Genomic DNA, 20362 nt, shown 5'->3' on the forward strand with positions numbered 1-20362 from the left:
GCGGGGTTCCTCAGAAAGGCAGCACGTTTACAAAGAAGCGCTGCAGCCAGCCCATCTGCTGGGTTTCGTCGATGTAGCCGTTGGCCCGGTATTCGATGCGGGCGTCGGCGACCTGGGTGGACTGCACGGTGTTGGCGCCGGTGACGCTGACCGGATTGACGATGCCCGAGAAGCGGATGAACTCGTTGCCCTGGTTGATGGCGATCTGCTTTTCGCCCGACACCAGCAGGTTGCCGTTGGGCAGCACCTCGATGACGGTGGTGGTGATGGTGCCGGTGAAGGCGTTGTTGGCCGCCGCGTCGCCCTTTCCGCCGAACTTGCTGGCGTCGGAGGCGGTCGCATCGAGCCCGTTGAGGCCGCCCAGCGGCAGCTTGGCCAGCGCGGTGATGGAGGCGGCGAGGCTGGCGTTGCGCTCGGCGTTGGCCGACGACTTCTTGCTGGCGGCGGTCTGCTCGACGAGGTTGACGGTGATGATGTCGCCGACGAAGCGGGCGCGACGGTCTTCGAACAGGGGCCGGGTGAAGCTGGGCTGGTAGATCGAGCCCGAGCCGGAGGCCTGGGCGGCGCGGGCGTCGGGGCGCACGCTCATGGGCTGGTGCACCGCGGTCGGCGGGGTGGCCTGCAGGGCCGCGCAGCCGGTGAGGCCGGCGAGGAGCAGGGCGGGCAGGCAGTGAAGTGTGCGCATGATGGGTGTCCGCGGCCCGCTTACAGCGAGGTGAGCTTGCCGAGCATGTTGTCGGAGGTGGAGATGGCCCGGGAGTTGAGCTCGTAGGCGCGCTGGGTCTGGATCATCAGCACCAGCTCTTCGGCCACGTTGACGTTGGAGGTTTCCACATAGGTCTGGTTGAGGCTGCCGACGCCGTTGGTGCCCGGGGTGTTGGGGTTGGCGGTGCCGCTGGCGGCGGTCTCGAGGAAGAGGTTTTCGCCCACGCTCTGCAGGCCGCCCGGGTTGACGAAGCTGGCCAGCTGGATGTTGCCGATCTGCGCCGCGGCGGCCTGGTTGGGCAGGGTCACCGAGACCACGCCGTCCTTGCCGATGGTGACCGACAGGGCGTTGGCGGGGATGGTGATGGCCGGCTGCAGCGGGTAGCCGCTGGAGGTGACGATCTGGCCGTTGGCGTCTTTCTGGAAGGCGCCGTCGCGGGTGTAGGCGGTGGTGCCGTCGGGGGTGAGGATCTGGAAGAAGCCTTCGCCCTGGATCGCCACGTCGAGGGCGTTGCCGGTCTGGGTGAGGTTGCCCTGGGTGTGGATGCGCTCGGTGGCGATGGGGCGCACGCCGGTGCCGATCTGCAGGCCCGAGGGGATGGTGGTCTGCTGTGTGGACTGGGCGCCGGGCTGGCGCAGGTTCTGGTATAGCAGGTCTTCGAACACCGCCCGCGCGCGCTTGAAGCCATTGGTGGAGACGTTGGCGAGGTTGTTGGAGATGACGTCGAGCTGGGTCTGCTGGGCTTCGAGGCCGGTGCGGGCAATCCACAGGGAGCGGATCATGGTGGGCTCCAGAATTTCGGTGTCGCCCGGGGGGCGAGGGGTTGGCCGCCGACAGAAGATGAATACACGGGCAGCAGGGTCATCCTAAGCTCAGCAAGTCCCGTTCCAGGCCCGGAGGAAGTGGTGAAAAGGCGGCCTATTTGCCGCCGGGGCGGCAGTGGCCAGGGGAAACACGGCAGCGGCGGCCGGCGGTGCGGAAAAATTTGCCGGACGGCAGGCCCACGGCGAGGCACATCGGGCCGGCGGGATGGGTGTACGGGTCGCTGCGATGGGTGTGCGGGTCGCGGCGATGGCTTTGCGGGTCGCCGTGGCGGGAGCGCGGGTCGCGGCGATGGGCAGGCGCATCACGGCAATGGGTGCACGCATCTCCGGGATGGCTGCGCGCATTGTTGCGATGGGAGGACGGGTCCGCCGCGACGGGTGCGGGCATTGCAGCGACAGGCCTTGGCGTCGCTGCGATGGGAACACGCATCGCAGCGATGGGTGCGAGGGTCGCCACGATGGGCGCGTGCATCCCGGCGATGGGAGAGGCTGTCGCTGCGATGGAAACAGTGGCTGGCGGCGTGGGGGCGCCCTTGGCGGGCCGGCCGCTGGCCGTCAGCCCTTGGCGACCAGCTGGCCGGCGGAGCGGTCCATCTCCTGGGCGGTGGACAGCATCCGGGTCTGCATCTCGTACTGGCGGGCCAGGGAGATCATCGACACCATCTGCTCGACCACGTTGACGTTGCTGCCCTCGAGGTAGCCGGCGGCCACCTTGACGGTGGGGTCGGCCGGGGCGGCACCACCGGCGGCGAGGCGGAAGAAGCCGTCGGGGCCGCGGCGCAGGTCGGCCTCGGGCGGGTTGACCAGCTTGAGCTGGTCGACGGCGCTGGTGCTGTTGCGGGCGCCGGTGCGGGCCACAGTGGATACGGTGCCGTCGACACCGATCGCCACCTCGACGTCGGGGGGCACCGTGATCGGGCCGCCGCTGCCCATCACCGGCAGGCCGCCGCGGGTCTGCAGGATGCCGTTGGCGCTGACCTCGAAGTTGCCGTTGCGGGTGTAGCCCTCGGTGCCGTCGGGCATCTGCACCGCAAACCAGCCCTTGCCCTGCACCGCCACGTCGAAGGGGCGGTTGGTGTGCTGCAGCGGCCCGGTGGAGAGGTCGTCCTGCACGCTGGCGTCGACGACGAAGGCGCGGGTGGGCATCAGCGCGTTCTGAACCGGCACCGCGCGCAGGCGGTGCAGCTCGGCCTTGAAGCCGGTGCTGGTGGCGTTGGCCAGGTTGTGGGAGACGGCCGCCTCCTGCCCCATGGTGGCGGAGGCGCCGGTCATCGCGGTGTAGATCAGGCGGTCCATGGTTCAGGCTCCTCGGCGCTCAGCGCAGGTTGACCAGGGTTTGCAGGATTTGGTCCTGGGTCTTGATCGACTGGGCGTTGGCCTGGTAGGCGCGCTGCTGGGTGATCATGTTGACCAGCTCGGAGGTGAGGTCGACGTTGGACTCTTCGATCGCGGCCGACTGCAGCACGCCGAGGGTGCCGGTCCCCGGGGGGGCACCGGCGCCATCCACGGCGCCCGCCTCGGGCGTCCATTGCCACTGGTTGCCGCCCACCGAGACGAGGCCGTTGGGGTTGCGGAAGTTGGTGAGCAGCACCTGGCCCATGGTGCGCGACTGGCCGTTGCTGAAGTTGCCGAGGATGGTGCCGTCGGCCTCGACGGTGAGGCCGCTGAGGGTGCCGGGCTTGTAGCCGTCCTGGCTGAGGGACGAGACGCCGAAGCTGTTGCCGAACTGGGTGGAGTTGTTCAGGTCGATGGTGATCGTCAGGTCTTTGGTGGCGCCGGTGGTGACGGTGTAGGTGGTGGCGATGGTCTTGGGCGTGAGCAGGCCGCCGTTGCTGTCGAAGCTCACGGTGGTCGGGCTGTGCAGGCCGGTGATCGGGTCGATCTCGGGCGGGAAGCCGCCGTCGAGGCTGGTGTACACGTCCCACTTGTTGGCCTGGGCGGTCTTCACGAAGTACAGCGACTGGGTGTGCGGGTTGCCCAGGGAGTCATACACCGTCTGGGAGGTGGTGCTGGTGTAGCTGGTGGGGTCGGTGATGCTGAAGCCGCCGCTGTTGGCGGTGGCGGTGAAGGTGGGTATCGCCAGGTCGGTGGCGACGCCGCCGGTGACCGCCATCGACGACTGGCCGCCGGCCAGGGTGGAGCTGAAGGTGATGCGGCCATCGGCGTCGGCGCCGACGACGACCTTGCCGTTGAGGGCGGTGGCATTGACGGCGGTCTGCAGCGCGGCGACCAGCGAGGTGGAGTCGGGGTAGGTGGCGGCGTTGATGGTGACCGGGATGGCGGCGGCGCCATCGACGGCGATCGACAGGGTGCTGGTGGTGCCGGCGGCCGGCACCGGGGCGATCGTGAAGGGGGCGACCGAGGCGCTGGAAAGTGTGGCGACCACGGCGTTGCTGCCATTCACGGTGGTGCCGCTGGGGATCTTCAGGCCGGCGGCGGCGGTGCCGCCCACGAGCAGGCTGGAGAGCCGCCCACCCCGCTCGGAGGCCAGGCTGAGCACGCCGTTGCTGTCGCTGGAGGCGACCAAACGGCCCTTGAGCGAGGTCTGGTCGATGGCGGTCTGCAGCGCGGCGACCAGGGAGCTGGAGTCGGCGTAGCTGCCCACCGGGATCGTCACGGTGGCACTGGCTTCGCCGTCCACCGCGACGGTGAGCCGGTTGTTGGCGGCGGTGAGCACCAGCGGCGTGCCGACGGTGGCCGGGACGCCGGTGCCGTAGAGGGTGGCGACGGTGAGCGCCGCGGGCGAGCTGGAGCGGGAGTCGAGGTTGACGTTGTAGCCGGCCTCGGTGGTGGCCTTCGGGTCGGCATCGCCGTAGCTGAGGCGAATGTCGCCGCCGACGCCGTTGGGCAGGCCCTTGGCGTCGAAGGTGTTGCCGGTGAGGCGCAGGCCGCTGCTATTGACCACGTAGCCGTTCTTGTCGACGTGGAACTGGCCGTTGCGGGTGTAGGTGATGGAGCCGTTGTCGCTCATCCGGAAGAAGCCCTGGCCATTGACCGCCAGATCGAGCGTGCTGCTGCTGGTGGAGATGTTGCCCTGGGTGAATTGCTGGGCCACGGTGGCCACCGAGGCGCCGATACCGACCTGGGTGGAGCTGCCGGCCGACAGCGACGCGGCGAACACGTCGGCAAACTGGGCGCCGGCCTGCTTGTAGCCGACGGTGCCCGAGTTGGACACGTTGTTGCTGATGGCGTCGAGCGCCTTGGAAGCGATGGAGAGGCCGCTCAAACCTTGCTGGAATGCCATTTTGGGTCTCCGCTCAGAGAATCTGCTTGATATCGGACAGGGTGACCAACTTGCCGCCGCCCACGTCGATGGACACGCTGCCGGCGCTGGTGCGCAGCACGCTGTTCACCGAGCCGAGCTGCAGGGCCGTCGGGCTGAGGCTGGTGTCGCCGCGGGTGGCCTTGACCGACAGGCTGTAGCTGCCATCGACGGCCTTGGAGCCGTTGTTGGTGAGGCCGTCCCACGCAAAATTGAACACACCGGCGTCGTAGTCGCCGAGCTCGAGGGTGCGCACCTCGAGGCCATTGGAATCCTTGATCGTCACGCTGACCTTGTCGGCCGGGCTGGTGAGCTCGAAGCCACCGTAGGCCTTGCCGCTCGACAGCGAGAGGCCGTTGCCGCTCACCATCACGCCCTTGCCCACCAGCGCGGCGGCCTGCATGGCCTCGCCCGACTGGGAGCTCTCGAGCAGCGTGGAGAGGGTGGTGTTGAGCTTGCCGAGGCCATCCACGGTGCTGATCTGGGCCAGCTGGGAGGTCATCTGGGCGTTGTCCATCGGGGACAGCGGGTCCTGGTTCTTGAGCTGCTCGGTGAGCAGCCGGAGAAAGCTGGACTGGGTGCCCATCTCCATCGCCTTGGGCGAACCCGACGACGAGGTCTTCTGGAGGTTATTGATGACCTCGGAGCTGGTGGCGGAATTGACTGTGCTCATGATCTGGCTTCCGGAGATTCGATTACTGGCCGATGGCCAGGGTCTTTTCCATCAGGGTCTTGGCCGTGCCCATCACGTCGGCGTTGGTCTGGTAGGCCCGCGAGGCGGAGATCATGTTGGTCATCTCCTCGACGACATTGACGTTGGGCATCGTCACGTAGCCCTCGGCATTGGCAGCCGGGCTCTTCGGGTCGTAGACCAGGCGCATCGGCGCGGCGCTCTCGACCACCTGGGTCACGCGGACGCCCTGGGCCGCCGGGCCGGCCATCGGCGTGGCGGCAAACACCACCTGCTTGGCGCGGTAGGGCTGGCCGTCGCTGGAGACGAGGCTGTCGGCGTTGGCCAGGTTGCTGGCGGTGGTGTTGAGCCGCAGGGACTGCGCGTGAAGCGCGCTGCCGGCAACCTGGAAGACATTGAGCATGCTCATGATGTGCCCCTTACTGGTTCTGGATCGCCCGCTGCATGGTGGTCAGCATGCCGTTGATGAAGGTCAGGCTGGCCTGGTAATGCACCGAGTTCTCGGCAAAGGCGCTGCGCTCGACGTCCATGTTGACGGTGTTGCCATCGACGGCGCCCTGCTCCTCGTTGCGATACTTGAGGGCGGCCTCCAGCGGGTTGGTGGCGGCACCGGCAATGTGGCGCTGCGAGGTGGTCTTGAGGGCCAGGGCGTCACCCTTGGCGCCTAGCGCGCCGGCCAGGGCCTGGCGGAAATCCAGGTCACGAGCCTTGAAGTTCGGCGTGTCGGCATTCGCGATATTCGAGGCGATCACCTGCTGGCGGTAAGCGCGGGCGTTCAGCGCCGTCTGGTGAAAACGCATCGTGGCATCGAGTCTGTCGGTCATTCCGGTCACCTTTTGGGGCTGTGGCTGCAATGACTCCATTGCAGCTTCCATGCCAGCCATCCTACCCGGGGCCCCAGGCCAGCCATGGGCCGAACAGGCGGCAATTTCCACCCCATTCCACCTCGCCGCACGCCGCCTTTACGCTCCGCCGCTTGCCGCAGCGGCAAACTTTGCCGGCCATTCCGTGCCGAGCGGCGGAGTTGCCGGAGCGGCGCAAAATTGAACCGCGAAAGCGCCGTTATTTCCGGCGGCATCGAGGGCGCCTACATGTTCCAATGGCAGCCACGACTCCCGCGCAGGATGCGCCCCGCGCCCTCCCCCGATGAAATCCGCCCACACCTTCACCGCCCTGCTCATGATCGCCCTGGCGAGCTTCGCCGGCCTCTGCCAGGCCCGCCAGGACCCGGCCGCCGTACGCAGCGAGGTGACACGTTTTCTGCGGCTGCAGACGATCAGCCTGCCCGGCGAGGTGAGCATCCAGGTCGGCGAATTCGCCCCCGACAACGCCCTGCCGCCCTGCGTCCAGCTCGAAGCCTTCCTGCCCCCCGGCGCCCGCGCCTGGGGCCGCGTCTCGGTGGGCGTCCGCTGCCTCGCCCCGAGCCCCTGGTCGGCCTGGGTGCCGGCCGAAGTGCGGGTGAAGGGCTTGTACCTCGTCACCTCCGGCCCCCTCACAGCCGGCCAGCTGATCGGCCCCGGCGACATCCGCCGCGAGGCGGGCGAACTCACCGCCCTGGCCGCCGACGTCCTCACCGACCCGACCCAGGCCGTCGGCTACGCCGCCCGCGTCGGGCTGGCCGCCGGCCGGCCGCTGGCCGCCAGCCACCTGCGGCTGCCGCCCGTGGTGGTGCAAGGCCAGCCGGTGAAGGTCGTCACCCGCGGCGGCGGTTTCCAGGTGACCAACGACGGCACCGCCCTCAGCACCGCCGGCGACGGCCAGGCGGCCCAGGTGCGGCTCAGCAGCGGCCAGGTGCTGCGCGGCACGGCGCGCAACGGAGGCGTGGTGGAAGTCACGCTGCCATGAAGATGAAGTTAGCCCTCCCGGCGGCTTGCGAATAAGCTAAAGTTTCATGCACATGGGTCGTAAATCTTCTCGACTTATGGAAGAAAGGGCTAAGCCGTGAAGATCGATAACTCAGTCAAGGCAACCGGAAGCCTGCCGTCCAACGACGGGCGAGCGCGTTCCGCCAAGGAATCCCCCAAGGCCGAAAGCAGCAACGCCGGCAGCGAACGGGTCGAGCTCTCGTCCCTGTCCTCCCGCATGCTGCAGATGGAAGAAGCCATCTCCAACACCCCCGTGGTCGATAGCGCCAAGGTGGACGAGATCAAGCAGGCCATGAGCGAGGGGCGCTTCAAGGTAAACACCGAAAAGGTGGCCGACGGCCTCATCGAAAGCGTCCGCCAGATGCTGTCCACCCAGCAGGCCAGCCAGGCCTGATGCCGCAATGGCGATCGACCCCGGCTTCGCCCAGCGCCTCGCTCTCCTGATCCAGGACGAGCGGGCCGGCCTGCAGGGCTTCATCGCGCTGCTGCAGCGTGAAGAAGCGCTGCTGGTCGCGACCCAGATCGACGCCCTTTCGGCCCTGGCCGAGAAAAAGACCGCCCTTTACCGCGCCCTGCAGCGGCTCTCCGACGAGCGGGTGGTGATGTTTGCGCGCCTGGGCGCCAAGGTGAGCGACGAGAACATCCGCATCGTGCTGGCCGACCTGCCCGAGGCTCTCTCGGCCTGGCAGGACGTCGTCAGCCTCGCCGCCGAAGCCAAGGAGCGCAACCGCATCAACGGCCAGCTGATCACCGAGCGTCTGCAGAACAACCAGCAGGCCCTCAGCGTGCTGCTCGCGGCAGCCGAACATCCACAGATTTACGGGCCCGACGGCCAGTCCCGCCCGACGGCTTCGCGGCGCCTCTTCGGCGCGGCTTGAGTTCCCCCGCCCCCGCGGCCACCTTCCAGCTCCATCACGTCAAACGTCGGGCCGGGTTTGTCCGGAACCGTCAGGGCTTCGTTTCGACTCCGCTCGTCGGCGTGGACGCCGGTGCCGGTGCCGGCGGCGCAGCATCTGCCGGCAGGATCGAATCGGCCACCCCGGAGGCCCTCACCGGTGCCGTCACCGCGGGCTCGACCAGACGCGACTCGACGAGAATCGTGACCCGCCGGTTGCGGGCCCGCCCCTCCGCGGTGGCATTGTCGGCCACCGGCCGCTGGTCGCCGTAGCCCGCCGCGGTGAGCCGCGACGGACGCACGCCACCCTCCACGAACAGCCTCACCACGCTCGACGCACGCACCGCAGAAAGCTCCCAGTTGGACGGGAACATGGCGCTGGCGATCGGCATCACGTCGGTGTGCCCTTCAACGGTGATCGGAAATTCCGCCTCCGCCACCACCTGGGCCACAGCCCGCAGGGCACGCACGGCGTCGGGCCCGAGCTGGGCCTCGCCGGGCGCAAAGAGCACCGCCGCGTTGATCTCGACGGTGATGCCGAAGGCGCCCTCGGTGACCCGCACCTGGCCATCGGCCACCAGCGGAGCGAGCACCTTGCGGATCTCCTCGGCCATGTTGCGCACGCGCTCGGCCTTGGCCCGACGCTGCTCCTCGGCTTCCGCGCTGGTGGCAGGAGCCGGCCGGATCGACGGAATCGGCGCGATCGCGACGACCTGCCGCCCGGCGTCATGGGTGCCGATGCTGCGGAAAGCCTGGACCACCGAGTCGGACATCACCCGGTATTTGCCTTCGTTGAGGGACGACAGGGAATACATCACCACGAAGAACGCGAACAGCAGGGTGATGAAGTCGGCGTACGAAACCATCCACCGCTCGTGGTTCTCGTGCTCTTCTTCCTTCTTTCTGCGTCTTGCCACCGCCCTACCCCGCGTAGCCCTTGAGGCGGCTTTCGATGATGCGCGGATTGTCGCCGTTGGCGATGCCGACGAGGCCATCCACCAGCATCTCGCGCATCGAGACCAGCGTGCCGATCACCCCCAGCAGCTTCTTGGAAACCGGCAGGAAGACCAGGTTGGCCGTGCCCACGCCATAGATCGTCGCGACGAAGGCCACCGCGATGCCGGCCCCGAGCTTGCCCGGGTCGGAGAGGTTCTCCATAACGTGGATCAAGCCCAGCACCGCGCCGAGGATGCCGATCGTCGGCGCGTAGCCGCCGGCCGCTTCCCAGATCTTGGCGCCCTGCTTGAGCTGGGCTTCCCAGGTGTCGATCTCGACTTCAAGGACTTCCCGCAGCCGCTCGGGCTCGACGCCATCCACCAGCAACTGCAGGCCCTTCTGGATGAAAGGGTCTTCCATCTGGGGGATCCGGCTCTCGAGGGCCAGCAGCCCCTCCTTGCGGGCCACGTTGCTCCAGCTCACCACCTCGGCGATCAGCGCGTCGTGGTCGAGGTTGGGCGGTGTGAACACCCAGCGGAACATCTGCATCCCAGTGCGAAACACTTTCATCGAACTCTGCAGCATCACCGCCCCGAGGGTGCCGCCGATGACGATCAGGAACGCGGTAGGCTGGACCAGGGACCCGATATGCCCTCCCTCGAGCACCTGCCCCACCAGGATTGCCGCAAAGCCGAGGGTGATGCCGACGAGACTGATGCTGTCCATTGAGATGTGCCCCTAGGGGTCAGGATGCGGCAGGGCGCCGGCCCCGCCCCCGGCCCTCTCCCTTGGCCTTGGGTGCGACCTGCATGGCACCGGAAATGCGCGAGCGCAGCCGGGCGATGGCCTGGCTGTGGAGCTGGCACACGCGGGACTCGGAGACGCCCAGCACTTCGCCGATCTCGCGCAGGTTCATGTCCTGTTCGTAGTAGAGGCCCATCACGGTCTTTTCGCGCTCGGGCAGGTCGTCGATGGATTTGATCAGCACGTCACGCATGTTGCTGTCGAGCAGCAGCGTGAGCGGGTCGTTGCCCTCCAGGGTGATGTGGCGCTCGAGGTAATCCTCTTCGCCGTCGCCGCTGAAATCTTCAAAGTACACCAACTGGTAACCGCGGGCCTCCTGCAGCATGTGCTGGTATTCGGCCAGCGGCACGCCGAGGGATTCGGCGAGCTCGGTCTCGGTGGGGTGACGCCCCTTTTGCTGCTCGAGCTGATGCACGGCCGCCTCGATGCGGCGCATGTCGCGGCGCAGGCTGCGCGGCAGCCAGTCGTTCTCGCGCAGGCCGTCGAGCATCGAGCCGCGGATGCGCTGCACTGCGTAGGTCTCGAACTGGGCGCCGAGGCCCTCCTCGTAGCGGTTGATGGCATCCAGCAGGCCCATCATGCCGTTCTGGATGATGTCCTCCACCTGCACGCTGGCCGGCAGTTTGGCCATGAGGTGATAGGCAATGCGCTTGACCAGCGGCGCATACTGGACGACGAGCTGCTCTTTATCGAGGGTACCGGAGGCGGTGTACATCTTTGATCAGCTTTCTGGTCTGGATATCTGGGGTGCGACTCGCTGCAATGCTTTCAACGGCAACGACAGGCTTTCATGCAGGGCGCGACACACTTTTTAACAGAGCCTCGCTGCTCAACCGCTCACGCCGGCCCGGGACGACCACGCCCGCAGGCGGCGGATGAAAGCCTGGGCGCCTTCGGCCGGGTGGCGCTCGCCCATCGGCGTGCACATCGCCTCCGCCAGCCCATCCCGCTCGATCTCACCGCGCCAAACCAGCGGCAAACCCACATGGCGGGAGGTGAAGTCCTGCAGGCTGGCAAACAGCGCCGTGGCGTCGGCCCGATCACGGGCGCCGCTGACTGCAACTTCAAGCGACCCGGCCCCCGCCGCGGCGAGCCCCTTGACCCACTGGCAGGCGCCCCGGGCGCCGACGCCGCTGGCCTCTACAACCAGCAGGCGCCGCCCGGCCGCGCGGGCGAAGGGGGTGAGATGGCGGGCATCGCCGACGGTGTGGATCGCCAGCAGGTCGGCGCGCCGCTGCAGCTCGGCTATCCCGGCCTCCAGGCGGGCATGGTGCGCATCGCCCAGGAGCGCAACTGACTGCACGGTGGCCGCGGCCGGCACCACCCACAGCCCGTCGGCGACTTCCCGCATGGTTTCGGTCACATCCATGCGGCCCTCCAGGGCACCCAGCAGATCACCGCCTTCGGGGTAACCAAAGGCGGCCAGCAGCGACCCGTGCTCCGGCGCGTGCTCGTCGATGGCGACCACCCGACGGGCACCTTCAGTGAGGGCCATGAGTGTCCGCACGGCGAGCTGGCGAGGCGCCCGACCGGACGTGAACAAGGCCACGACGGCCGACGGGGCGCGGCGGAAGAGGCGGCGCAGGCCGGCGGCCTGATCGGAGGCGTGCAGCATCAGAGACCTCCCCGCGCGTGGGCAACTTCGGTCTGGCCCGCCGAAGCCATGATCAGGCCGGCCTCCAGCGCGTCGAGGCGAAACGGCGACGCGGCGGGCAGCTCGCGCAGGGCCTGGTCGATGAGGGCCTCCCGGTCGGGCAGGTGCAGGTCTTCCGGGACCCGCTGGCCGTTGGCCACGTAGAACACGTCGAGCTGGTGGCGGATGGCCACATCGACCACCGGCGCGAGGGACATCGCCTCGTCCATCTTGGAGAGGATCACCCCGGCCAGATCGTCGCCGCCGTAGGCCTTGATCACGTCGTCGAGGGTGTCGCCGCGGCAGGTGGCGTTGAGCAGCAGCAGGCGCGACAGCTTGCCGGCGCCGGTGAGCATGGCGCTCTGCTCGGCGACCATCTTGTCGCGCTGGCTCATGCCCATCGTGTCGATGAGCACCATGAACTTGTCGCGCAGGCTGACCAGGGTTTCGCGCAGCTCGGTGGCGTCGCGCACCACATACACGGGCACGCCGAGGATGCGGCCGTAGATGCGCAGCTGTTCGTGAGCGCCGATCCGGTAGCTGTCGGTGGTGATCAGGGCCAGCTTGTCGGCGCCGTGGCGCACCACGCAGCGGGCCGCCAGCTTGGCGGTGGTGGTGGTCTTGCCGACGCCGGTGGGGCCGACCAGGGCGAACACGCCGCCACGATCAACGATGTCGTCCTCGCCGCCCATCGAGCGGAAACGCCCGGACAGCGCCCTGTGCAGCAGGCGGTGGGCGTTTTCGGGGCTTTCTTCTTCGGGCACCTCTTCGGCAAGCTCGCGGGCGAGGCTGGCCGAGAAGCCGGCCTCCAGCAGGTCGCCGATCAGGCGGGTGCGGCCGGGGCTGCTGCGGCTCATCTCGCCCCAGGCAAAGCCGGCCAGCTGACGTTCGATCATCCCGCGGATGGCCGCCAGTTCGCTGGCCATGTGGGAGTTGGCCGATTCGAGGGCGCGGATGCGGGCCTCCTCTTCGACGCCGGTGGGGCGCTGGCGCTGGGGAGCCTCAGGCTGGCGGGGCGCCTCGCTGCGCAGGGGCGAACGGGCAGCCGGCGGCGCGGCGGGCTCAACCGGCGGGCGGCGGACCTGGGCCGAGGCGGCGTTGAAAACCTCGCGGCTGAGTTCGACCCGGGGCGGGTTGAAGGGCTGCATCTCGGGGGCACGGGCCGGCGCGGGGCGCGGGGCCGGCTGGGGAGCCGGCGGCACCGGCGCCCGCTGGGTGGCAGCGCGGGACAGGCTGACCCGGAAATCGTCATCGAAGAAATCGGCTGCCGGAGCCGGGCGCGGAGCAGGCGCCGGCATCGGGGGCTTGGGCGCCGCTGCGGCTACGGCAGCGGCCTGGGCTTGAGCCTGGGCCTGGCTGCGGGCGCGCTGCAGGCTGGCCACGTCACCGGCCGGCAAGGCAAGGATCTCGACACCGCCGTTGGCAGCCCGATTGGAGAGCACCACGGCATCCGGCCCGAGCTCGTCCTTCAGCATGCGAAGGGCCTCGCGGGCGGTTTTGGCAAAGTAGCGCTTGACGTTCATGCTCCTGTCTCCGGGTACGAAGGCCTGGCTGGGTCGGCACGGGCACTTCGGTAGCGTTGATTATCACCGGCCGGTCATCTTTCGATGGCCGGGATAAGACAGGTTTTAGCCGGCTATTCCCCGGACAGGAGTGCGTGCATTTGCGCGCGAGGAGGCTCAGGAGGTCGGGGCGATCATCGCCGAGACGCGGATCAGGCGGGTCTCGGGCACTTCGGAGTTGGCGATCACCTTGAGGCTGGGCACGCTGCGGCGCAGGAAGCGCGACAGCAGCCAGCGCAGCGGCGCGGGCACCAGCAGCACCGCCGGCAGGCCGGTGTCCTCCATGCGCTGGGCCGCAGCGGCGGTTTCGCGCAGCAGGGTGTCGGCGAGGCCCGGCTCGATGGCGCCGTCGCCACCACCACCCATGGCCTGCATCAGGACCCGCTCGAGGCCCGGGTCGAGGGCCATCACCTGCACCTCGCCGTTGCCCGGAAAGAGCCCCTGGACAATGGCCCGGCCAAGAGCCTGGCGCACCCGCGAGGTGAGCTCCAGGGCGTCCTGAATGCGCGGCGCGTGCTCGGCCAGCACCTCGACGATGCTCCGCATGTCGCGGATATTGACGCCCTCGTCGAGCAGGTTCTGCAGCACCCGCTGCACGGTGGCCAGGGGCAGCAGCTTGGGCACCAGGTCTTCCACCAGCTTGGGGCTTTCCTTGGCGATGTGTTCGAGGAGGGCCTGGGTCTCGGTGCGGCCGAGGAGCTCGGAGGCGTGGCTGAGGATGAGGTGGTTGATGTGGGTCGCCACCACGGTGCTGGCATCCACCACCGTGTAGCCGAGGGCGTGGGCCTGCTCGCGCTGGCTGGCGTCGATCCACACGGCGGGCAAGCCGAAGGCCGGGTCGGTGGTCTCGCGGCCAGTGAGCGGCCCCGACACGCGGCCCGGGTTGATGGCCATGAACTGCCCCGGGAAGGCGCTGCCGGTGCCGATCTCGACACCCTTCATCACGATCCGGTAGTCGTTGGGCTTGAGCTCGAGGTTGTCGCGGATATGCACCGGCGCAGCGAGGAAGCCGATGTCGCGGGCGAACTTCTTGCGCAGGCCGCGGATTCGCTTGAGGAGTTCGCCGTCCTGGCCCTTGTCCACCATCGGGATCAGCCGGTAGCCCACCTCGAGGCCGAGCACATCCACCGGGGTCACGTCGGACCAGCTCGCCTCCAGGCTCTCCGGCGGGACCACCGGAGCGGCGGCCGGCGCTTCCTCCTCCGCAGCCTCCGCCTTCAGGCCGCCCCTCCAGGCCATGTAGCCCAGCCCGGAGGCCAGCAGCAGGAACACGAAGTTGGGCATGCCCGGGATCAGGCCGAGGATGCCCAGGATCGCCGCGGTGAGCACCAGCACCTGCGGGTTGGAGAACACCTGCCCGATGACCTGGGTGCCCATGTCACCCTCGTCGCCGACCCGCGACACCACCAGGCCCGCCGCCACCGAGATGATCAGCGCCGGCAGCTGGGCCACCAGGCCGTCGCCGATGGTCAGCAGGGTGTAGTTGGTGGCCGCCTGGCCCAGCTCCATGTTGTGCTGGAGCACGCCGACGATCAGCCCGCCGATCACGTTGATGCCGAGGATGAGGATGCCCGCCACCGCGTCGCCGCGGACGAACTTGGAGGCACCGTCCATCGCCCCGTAGAAGTCGGCCTCCTGGGAGGTTTCGGCGCGGCGCTTCTTGGCCTCTTTTTCGTCGATCAGGCCGGCGTTGAGGTCGGCGTCGATGGCCATCTGCTTGCCAGGCATGGCGTCGAGGGTGAAGCGGGCGCCCACCTCGGCGATCCGCCCGGCGCCCTTGGTGATCACCACGAAGTTGATCACCGTGAGGATGATGAACACCACCAGGCCGACCGCGGTGTTGCCACCCACCAGGAAGTGGCCGAAGGCCTCGATCACCTTGCCCGCGGCGTCCGGGCCCGTGTGGCCTTCAAGCAGCACGATACGTGTCGACGCCACGTTGAGGGACAGGCGCAGCAGCGTGGTGACCAGCAGGATGGTGGGGAAGACCGAGAAATCCAGCGGCTTGCGGGTGTACATCGCCACCAGCATCACCATCACCGACACCGCGATGTTGAAGGTGAACATCAGGTCGAGCACAAACGCCGGCAGCGGCAGCACCATCATCGCCAGGATGAGGATGATGAGCAGCGGCCCGGCAAGCTGGCGGATGTTGCCCGGGGCGAAGAGGGTGCGCAGGTTGAGACTACCGTTCATGCTGCCCATGGTCGCGCATCAGGGGCCCGGGGAAAGGGCGGAAGAACGGGGGAAAGCGGGGGTAATTCATGGAGCGCGGAGACGCCGGAGGGGCCGCCGATCGAGCGACACTTCCGGCTCAGGCTCAGCCTGCCGCCCTCAGGCCGACAGCTCGTAACCCCGGGCCGCGGGCTGCCCGAGGGGGAGGCACAGCGGCGCCGGGCGGCCGATGAGGTAGCCCTGAAAGATGTCCACCCCGCTCGCCATGGCGGCCTGGAGCTGCTGACGGCTTTCGATGGACTGGCTGACGAGCTGGATGCCGAGGCGGCGGACTTCGGCGCACAGCTCGGCCAGCACCCGCCGGGCGAAGCCCAGGTGGCCAGCGTGCCCGATGAGGCAGCGGTCGAGCTTGACGATGTCGGGCGCCAGGGCCTCGAGGCGCTCGATGTCGCACGAGAAACGCCCGAAATTGTCAATGGCGACCCGGTAGCCCCTGCCACGGCAGCGGGCGATGGCGGCGGCAAGGCTGGCGCAATCCTCGAAGCCGTGGTCGGCCACCTCCAGCACCACCTGGCGGGGCAGGAGCCCGCTGTCGGCCAGCACGGCCTCGAAGAGTCCATCCCGGTCATCGACCAAGGCCAGCAAGGCCTCGGGGCTGAGGTTGAGGGCAAGGAGGCCCGCCTGCCAGCCGCGCTGACGGACGAAGTTGAGCACATGCAGCTTGCGGGCCATGCGGTCGAGGGCGATGGCGTCGTCGTCGCCGGCCTGCTCGAAGATCGTCTGGGGCGACGCCCCTACCCCATCGCGGGCAAGCACCTGCAGAAAGGCCTCGTGGCAGATCACCTCGCCACCGCGCCGGATCTGGGGCTGGAACACGCTGCGGAAGATCCGCCCACGGAAATGGGCCTGCACCTCCCGGACGCCGGCGAGTTCGAAATGGTCGTCACCCTCGGAGCCAGGCCGTGCGCGGAGCCGGGCGTTCAAATGACGGATGAGATCGGGCTGTGGCATGGATAGTCTCCTCCAGCTTCGGGCTGGTTCCGGGCGGGCAATTTTTGCCTCTGAAAACCCCCGGAGAGCGCCGAGCTTTTATATTATTTTTTAGTATCTCACACCTTTATTCACCATCCGTTTCAATCAACACGGGGGTTTGACCCACGGCAAGACGCACTGGCCCAGCTAAAGGCGGGTGGGTGTACGCCTCAGCCCTCGCCCGGCCCCGGGTCCATGCCCTCGGGCACGCTGAGCGCCGTGGGCTCTTCCGGCGGCAGGCCACCTTCGGCAAGCCAGTGGTTGAGCTGCATCACCCAGGCCATCACCTCGGCGACGGTGGTGTACAACGCCGCGGGGATCATCTCGTCGAGCTCGCAGTGGGCATACAGCGCCCGGGCCAGGGGTGGCGCCTCGAGGATGGGTACGTTGTTGTCGCGGGCCAGTTCGCGGATGTTCATCGCGATGGTGTTCATGCCCTTGGCCACCACGATGGGGGCGCCGGCCTTGTCCGGGTCGTACTTGAGGGCCACCGCATAGCGGGTCGGGTTGGTGACCACCACGTCGGCGGTGGGCACGTTGCTCATCATCCGGCGGCGGGACATCTCCCGCTGGGCGGCGCGGATGCGCGCCTTGATCTGCGGGTCGCCCTCCTGCTCCTTCATTTCCTGGCGCACCTCTTCCTTGGTCATGCGCAAGCGGCGGTTGTACTCCCACAGCTGGAAGGGGACGTCGATGGCGGCGATCAGCGCGAGGCTGGCGACGATCAGCAGGGACGACAGCAGCACCAGGCTGGCGAAGTCGTCCATGCTGGTGGCGAGGGGCTGGTGCATCAGCGCGAACAGGTGGTCGCGCTCCCGCCACACCACCCACACACCGACGACGGCCACCAACACGGCCTTGAGGCTGGCCTTGACCAGCTCGACGAGGCCATGGGTCGAAAACATCCGGCCCAAGCCCTGCAGGGGGTCGAGGCGGGTGAGATCAAAGCGCAGCACTTTGGTGGTGAACACCCAGCCGCCCACCAGGAAGGGCGTGACCAGGGCTGCGACAACCGTGGCAATAAGAAGCGGCGCGACGGTTAACAAGGCGTCGCCCGCGAGGTTTTCGAGCATCCGACCCATGGCGCCGGGCTCGAAGGCCAGGCTGCGGGGCAGGCTGAGCCCGGTCTTCATGATGTCCATCAGGCGGTGCCCGCCCCAGCGCCCGAGCACATACAGGGCGACGACACCGACCATCAGCGAGATGAAGGTGGCAAGCTCCCGCGAGTGGGGAACCTGGCCCTCCTCGCGCGCCTGCTCCAGCCGTCGTGGTGAGGCTGATTCGCTCTTTTCGAGATCGCTGTCTTCGGCCACGCCCTGCCCGCCGCTGGTTCAGATGCCTGCACGATACGCGGCCGGCGGGCTGGCGAGCGCAGCGAAAAGACAGGGTTTGCCGGGCCTATTCGGACGAGGCGGCAGCCCGCGCCAGAAAACGGCGGGTCAGGGGCTTGCGCGGCCAAGGATCAGGGCACGTAGGGAGTCGGTTTCGTGCTGGAGCTCGGCCAGCTTGTCGCCGAGCTCGCTCAGATGCTCGTGCATCATGCCCATCAGCACCCGGCTGGCCTGCAACGGCGTGCCGGCAAGGGCCCGGGTTGCGTCGATGCGGGCCTGCAGCCCGGCGAGCAGGAGCCCCTGGTCGGGGTGACGGGCAAGCCATTCGCGGAGCGCCTCGTCGCGGGCCTGGAAGAAGCCGGCCGGGTCGCTCTCGGCGAGGTGTTTCCAGTGATCGAAGTCGAAACCGCCCATGCCATCTCCCGCTGCCGGACCGACGTCGCAGTGCCGGAATGGCGCAGGGCGGGGGCAGTCGGAAAAATCCTAACCGTCCCCGCCCTGGGAGATGAGCGGTTTAATTCACGCACCAGTGTTGCAGAGTGTCACGCCAGGGTGGATGGCGTGCACTCCGTTACGTTACGCGGCGAGAGCCGGACGCGTCAGGTGCGCCAGCAGGATGCGGCGGGACACACCGCGGGTTTCACCGAGGGCGCCGAGCAGCTCCTTCATGTCGAGGATGAGCACGATCTGGCCGTTGGACAGGGTGGTGACACCCGCAACACCCTTCGGCCGGAAGTCGTCGAGGGACTTGATCACCGCGTCTTCGCGCCCGGCAAAGCTGTCGATGGCGAGGATGAAGCTTTGTTCGGCGCTCTGCATCAGCACGCCGTATTCGGGAGTCTGCACCTGATCCCAGCCCAGCAGGGTGGACAGGGGCATGATGGGCAGCACTTCGCCGCGCACGACCATCGTCGCGCGGCCGCCCACCTCCTGAACCTCGGAGGGTTCGATGGGGAGGATCTCGCGCACCATCGACAGCGGCACCGCGAAGGGCTGGTCGCCCAGGCGCACCAGCAGCACCGGCAGGATCGCCAGCGTGAGGGGCAGGCTGATGATGAAGGTGGTGCCCTTGCCGAGGCTGGAGCGGATGTCGATGGAGCCGTTGAGCTTCTGGATGTTGGTTCGCACCACGTCCATGCCGACCCCGCGGCCGGAGACGTCGGAGATCTGGCTGGCCATCGAGAAGCCGGGCAGGAACACCAGGTTGTAGCTCTGGCGCTCGTCCATGGTGTTGGCCTCCTCGTCGGTGATCAGGCCCTTGTCGACTGCCTTGGCGCGCAACTTCTCGGCGTTCATGCCGCGGCCGTCATCGGCCACCAGGATCACGATGTGGTCACCCTCCTGGCGCGCCTCGAGGCGGACGATGGACTTTTCGGGCTTGCCGTTGGCGAGGCGCTCCTGGGTTTCCTCGACGCCGTGATCGACCGCGTTGCGGATCAGGTGAATGATTGGATCGGAGAGATCCTCGATCATCGTCTTGTCGATCTCGGTGTCCTCGCCCGAGAGCACCAGCTCGACGTCCTTGCCCAGGTTGCGGGCCAGGTCGCGGGCGATCCGCGGGTATTTCTGGAACAGGCGGCCGATGGGCTGCATGCGGGTCTTCATGACCGCGTTCTGCAGGTCGGACACCAGCAGGTCGAGCTGGCTCACGGCCAGGTCGAGGGCGTGCAGGGTTTCGGTGTCGCTGCGGCCGTTGAGGATGTCGCTGCGCAGGGCGTTGAGGCGGTTCTTGGTGAGGCCGATCTCGCCGGACAGGTTGAGCACCTGATCGAGACGCGCGGTGTCGACCCGGATCGAGTTGTCGCGCTGCTTTTCGGTATCGCGCCGGCCCACCGGCCCGGTGGCGCCGGGCTTGTCGGTGGAGCGCCGGCCGACGGCGGCCTTGATGACCTCTTCGGGCGTCTTGCTGGCGAGCTCGGCGTCGCTCTGATGCATCACGACTGGCTCGGGCGGGGCAACCGCCACGGGCAGCGATGGGGCTGACTGCGGGGCGGCCGGGGCGCCGGTGACGGATTCGAAGAGCATGTTCCAGTCGAGGCCGTCTGGGGAGGCCTCCACCGGCGCGGGGGCAGGGGCGGGCGCAGGAGCGGGAGCCGCCACGGCCACCACGGGCGCAGGTGCGGGTGCCGGCCTGGGTGCAGCGACGGGCGCGCCGACGCCGAGCTCGCCGGCCAGGGCTTCACGCAGCTTGTCCATCAGGCTCGGATCGGCCGGCGCAGGCTGCACGCCCTGCTCGAGGCTGTCGAACATGTCGCGCACCGCCGCCGTGGAGAACAGGATGACGTCCATCACCTCGGGGGTGATCTCCAGCTCGCCGTTGCGCAGCTTGTCGAAGAGGTTCTCGGTGAGGTGACACAGGGAAACCAACTCGGTCGCGTTGAGGAAGCCAGCTCCACCCTTGATGGTGTGGAAGCCGCGAAAGATGTCGTTGAGCAAGCCCTTGTCGCCCGGGGTACGCTCCAGGTCCACCAGCTTGTTGTCGACGCCCGACAGGAGATCCCCCGCTTCAACGAGGAAGTCCTGCAACAAATCTTCCATCCCGGCAAAATCGCTCATTGCTCTAACTCCTTGCGGGCACCGCCCGCGATCCGTCTGCTTTGGTGGAAACGCCGGCCCGGCCGGGTTTCCCTTGTCCCTGGGGCGCGA

20 protein-coding genes are annotated in these 20362 nt (G+C 68.1%); 3 read left to right on the plus strand and 17 right to left on the minus strand.

The features are described 5' to 3' along the window. Positions 1-10: 10 nt before the first annotated feature. The 7 genes from ZRA01_RS13150 to flgB form a co-directional block, all read right to left on the minus strand. Positions 11-685, minus strand: a complete 675-nt coding sequence (locus ZRA01_RS13150; protein ID WP_141352918.1) for a flagellar basal body L-ring protein FlgH — start codon at positions 683-685, stop codon at positions 11-13. 20 nt (positions 686-705) lie between these two features. Further along, the gene (flgG, locus tag ZRA01_RS13155; RefSeq protein WP_141352920.1) at positions 706-1488 is read right to left on the minus strand and encodes a flagellar basal-body rod protein FlgG; all 783 of its coding nucleotides are present in this window, start codon (positions 1486-1488) and stop codon (positions 706-708) included. A gap of 597 nt (positions 1489-2085) precedes the next feature. Continuing rightward, positions 2086-2826, minus strand: a complete 741-nt coding sequence (flgF, locus tag ZRA01_RS13160) for a flagellar basal-body rod protein FlgF (RefSeq protein WP_141352923.1) — start codon at positions 2824-2826, stop codon at positions 2086-2088. Between the two features lie 19 nt (positions 2827-2845). Beyond that, positions 2846-4774 carry a flagellar hook protein FlgE gene (locus ZRA01_RS21270; protein ID WP_141352925.1) on the minus strand — a complete coding sequence of 643 codons (1929 nt, stop codon included), beginning with the start codon at positions 4772-4774 and terminating at the stop codon, positions 2846-2848. A gap of 13 nt (positions 4775-4787) precedes the next feature. Further along, entirely contained in the window at positions 4788-5465 is a 678-nt protein-coding gene (locus ZRA01_RS13170) for a flagellar hook assembly protein FlgD (protein WP_141352927.1), read from the minus strand. Positions 5466-5487: 22 nt separating this feature from the next. Further along, positions 5488-5892 carry a flagellar basal body rod protein FlgC gene (gene flgC, locus ZRA01_RS13175; RefSeq protein ID WP_141352929.1) on the minus strand — a complete coding sequence of 135 codons (405 nt, stop codon included), beginning with the start codon at positions 5890-5892 and terminating at the stop codon, positions 5488-5490. 10 nt (positions 5893-5902) lie between these two features. Next, the gene (gene flgB, locus ZRA01_RS13180; RefSeq protein WP_141352931.1) at positions 5903-6307 is read right to left on the minus strand and encodes a flagellar basal body rod protein FlgB; all 405 of its coding nucleotides are present in this window, start codon (positions 6305-6307) and stop codon (positions 5903-5905) included. 322 nt (positions 6308-6629) lie between these two features. Between flgB and flgA the strand changes: the two genes are divergently transcribed. From flgA to ZRA01_RS13195, 3 genes are all read left to right on the plus strand, one after another. Beyond that, entirely contained in the window at positions 6630-7328 is a 699-nt protein-coding gene (flgA, locus tag ZRA01_RS13185) for a flagellar basal body P-ring formation chaperone FlgA (RefSeq protein WP_141352933.1), read from the plus strand. A 96-nt stretch (positions 7329-7424) separates the two neighbouring features. Further along, positions 7425-7742 carry a flagellar biosynthesis anti-sigma factor FlgM gene (gene flgM / locus ZRA01_RS13190; RefSeq protein WP_141352935.1) on the plus strand — a complete coding sequence of 106 codons (318 nt, stop codon included), beginning with the start codon at positions 7425-7427 and terminating at the stop codon, positions 7740-7742. 7 nt (positions 7743-7749) lie between these two features. Beyond that, complete coding sequence (locus ZRA01_RS13195) at positions 7750-8226, plus strand: flagella synthesis protein FlgN (protein WP_141352937.1); 477 nt, start codon at positions 7750-7752, stop codon at positions 8224-8226. A 70-nt stretch (positions 8227-8296) separates the two neighbouring features. Here the strand turns inward: ZRA01_RS13195 and motD are convergent, their stop codons facing one another. The 10 genes from motD to ZRA01_RS13245 all read right to left on the minus strand — a co-directional run bounded on the left by motD (position 8297) and on the right by ZRA01_RS13245 (position 20272). Beyond that, entirely contained in the window at positions 8297-9160 is an 864-nt protein-coding gene (gene motD, locus ZRA01_RS13200) for a flagellar motor protein MotD (protein ID WP_141352939.1), read from the minus strand. Positions 9161-9164: 4 nt separating this feature from the next. Further along, a complete protein-coding gene (locus ZRA01_RS13205) occupies positions 9165-9905 on the minus strand; it encodes a flagellar motor protein (RefSeq protein WP_141352941.1) in 741 nt (246 codons plus the stop codon). 19 nt (positions 9906-9924) lie between these two features. Further along, positions 9925-10698: an RNA polymerase sigma factor FliA gene (locus tag ZRA01_RS13210; protein WP_141352943.1), complete on the minus strand. Its 774-nt coding sequence runs from the start codon at positions 10696-10698 to the stop codon at positions 9925-9927. 114 nt (positions 10699-10812) lie between these two features. Further along, a complete protein-coding gene (locus ZRA01_RS13215; RefSeq protein ID WP_141352945.1) occupies positions 10813-11598 on the minus strand; it encodes a MinD/ParA family ATP-binding protein in 786 nt (261 codons plus the stop codon). Then, positions 11598-13139 (minus strand): flagellar biosynthesis GTPase FlhF, encoded by a 1542-nt coding sequence (gene flhF, locus ZRA01_RS13220; protein ID WP_141352947.1) that lies wholly within the window; start codon positions 13137-13139, stop codon positions 11598-11600. The genes ZRA01_RS13215 and flhF overlap by 1 nt, the downstream gene beginning before the upstream one ends. 156 nt (positions 13140-13295) lie before the next feature. Continuing rightward, a complete protein-coding gene (gene flhA / locus ZRA01_RS13225) occupies positions 13296-15374 on the minus strand; it encodes a flagellar biosynthesis protein FlhA (protein WP_141352949.1) in 2079 nt (692 codons plus the stop codon). A gap of 138 nt (positions 15375-15512) precedes the next feature. Then, a complete protein-coding gene (locus tag ZRA01_RS13230; protein WP_141352951.1) occupies positions 15513-16364 on the minus strand; it encodes an EAL domain-containing protein in 852 nt (283 codons plus the stop codon). A gap of 191 nt (positions 16365-16555) precedes the next feature. Then, positions 16556-17698 (minus strand): flagellar biosynthesis protein FlhB, encoded by a 1143-nt coding sequence (gene flhB / locus ZRA01_RS13235; RefSeq protein WP_141352953.1) that lies wholly within the window; start codon positions 17696-17698, stop codon positions 16556-16558. 126 nt (positions 17699-17824) lie between these two features. Further along, complete coding sequence (locus tag ZRA01_RS13240; RefSeq protein WP_141352955.1) at positions 17825-18130, minus strand: DUF3135 domain-containing protein; 306 nt, start codon at positions 18128-18130, stop codon at positions 17825-17827. A 162-nt stretch (positions 18131-18292) separates the two neighbouring features. After that, positions 18293-20272, minus strand: coding sequence for a chemotaxis protein CheA (locus ZRA01_RS13245; protein ID WP_174851617.1), 1980 nt, complete (start codon positions 20270-20272; stop codon positions 18293-18295). Between the last annotated feature and the right edge of the window lie 90 nt (positions 20273-20362).

The organism is Zoogloea ramigera, from assembly GCF_006539865.1.
Lineage (GTDB): Bacteria > Pseudomonadota > Gammaproteobacteria > Burkholderiales > Rhodocyclaceae > Zoogloea > Zoogloea ramigera.

Coding starts and splice junctions, on each gene's coding strand:
- ZRA01_RS13245 (WP_174851617.1), bottom strand. CDS start 20,272: ATGAGCGATTTTGCCGGGATGGAAGATTTGTTGCAGGACTTCCTCGTT.
- ZRA01_RS13195 (WP_141352937.1), top strand. CDS start 7,750: ATGGCGATCGACCCCGGCTTCGCCCAGCGCCTCGCTCTCCTGATCCAG.
- ZRA01_RS13170 (WP_141352927.1), bottom strand. CDS start 5,465: ATGAGCACAGTCAATTCCGCCACCAGCTCCGAGGTCATCAATAACCTC.
- flgG (WP_141352920.1), bottom strand. CDS start 1,488: ATGATCCGCTCCCTGTGGATTGCCCGCACCGGCCTCGAAGCCCAGCAG.
- flgC (WP_141352929.1), bottom strand. CDS start 5,892: ATGAGCATGCTCAATGTCTTCCAGGTTGCCGGCAGCGCGCTTCACGCG.
- ZRA01_RS13150 (WP_141352918.1), bottom strand. CDS start 685: ATGCGCACACTTCACTGCCTGCCCGCCCTGCTCCTCGCCGGCCTCACC.
- flhF (WP_141352947.1), bottom strand. CDS start 13,139: ATGAACGTCAAGCGCTACTTTGCCAAAACCGCCCGCGAGGCCCTTCGC.
- flgF (WP_141352923.1), bottom strand. CDS start 2,826: ATGGACCGCCTGATCTACACCGCGATGACCGGCGCCTCCGCCACCATG.
- ZRA01_RS13210 (WP_141352943.1), bottom strand. CDS start 10,698: ATGTACACCGCCTCCGGTACCCTCGATAAAGAGCAGCTCGTCGTCCAG.
- ZRA01_RS21270 (WP_141352925.1), bottom strand. CDS start 4,774: ATGGCATTCCAGCAAGGTTTGAGCGGCCTCTCCATCGCTTCCAAGGCG.
- ZRA01_RS13230 (WP_141352951.1), bottom strand. CDS start 16,364: ATGCCACAGCCCGATCTCATCCGTCATTTGAACGCCCGGCTCCGCGCA.
- flgB (WP_141352931.1), bottom strand. CDS start 6,307: ATGACCGACAGACTCGATGCCACGATGCGTTTTCACCAGACGGCGCTG.
- flhA (WP_141352949.1), bottom strand. CDS start 15,374: ATGAACGGTAGTCTCAACCTGCGCACCCTCTTCGCCCCGGGCAACATC.
- flgA (WP_141352933.1), top strand. CDS start 6,630: ATGAAATCCGCCCACACCTTCACCGCCCTGCTCATGATCGCCCTGGCG.
- ZRA01_RS13215 (WP_141352945.1), bottom strand. CDS start 11,598: ATGCTGCACGCCTCCGATCAGGCCGCCGGCCTGCGCCGCCTCTTCCGC.
- ZRA01_RS13240 (WP_141352955.1), bottom strand. CDS start 18,130: ATGGGCGGTTTCGACTTCGATCACTGGAAACACCTCGCCGAGAGCGAC.
- ZRA01_RS13205 (WP_141352941.1), bottom strand. CDS start 9,905: ATGGACAGCATCAGTCTCGTCGGCATCACCCTCGGCTTTGCGGCAATC.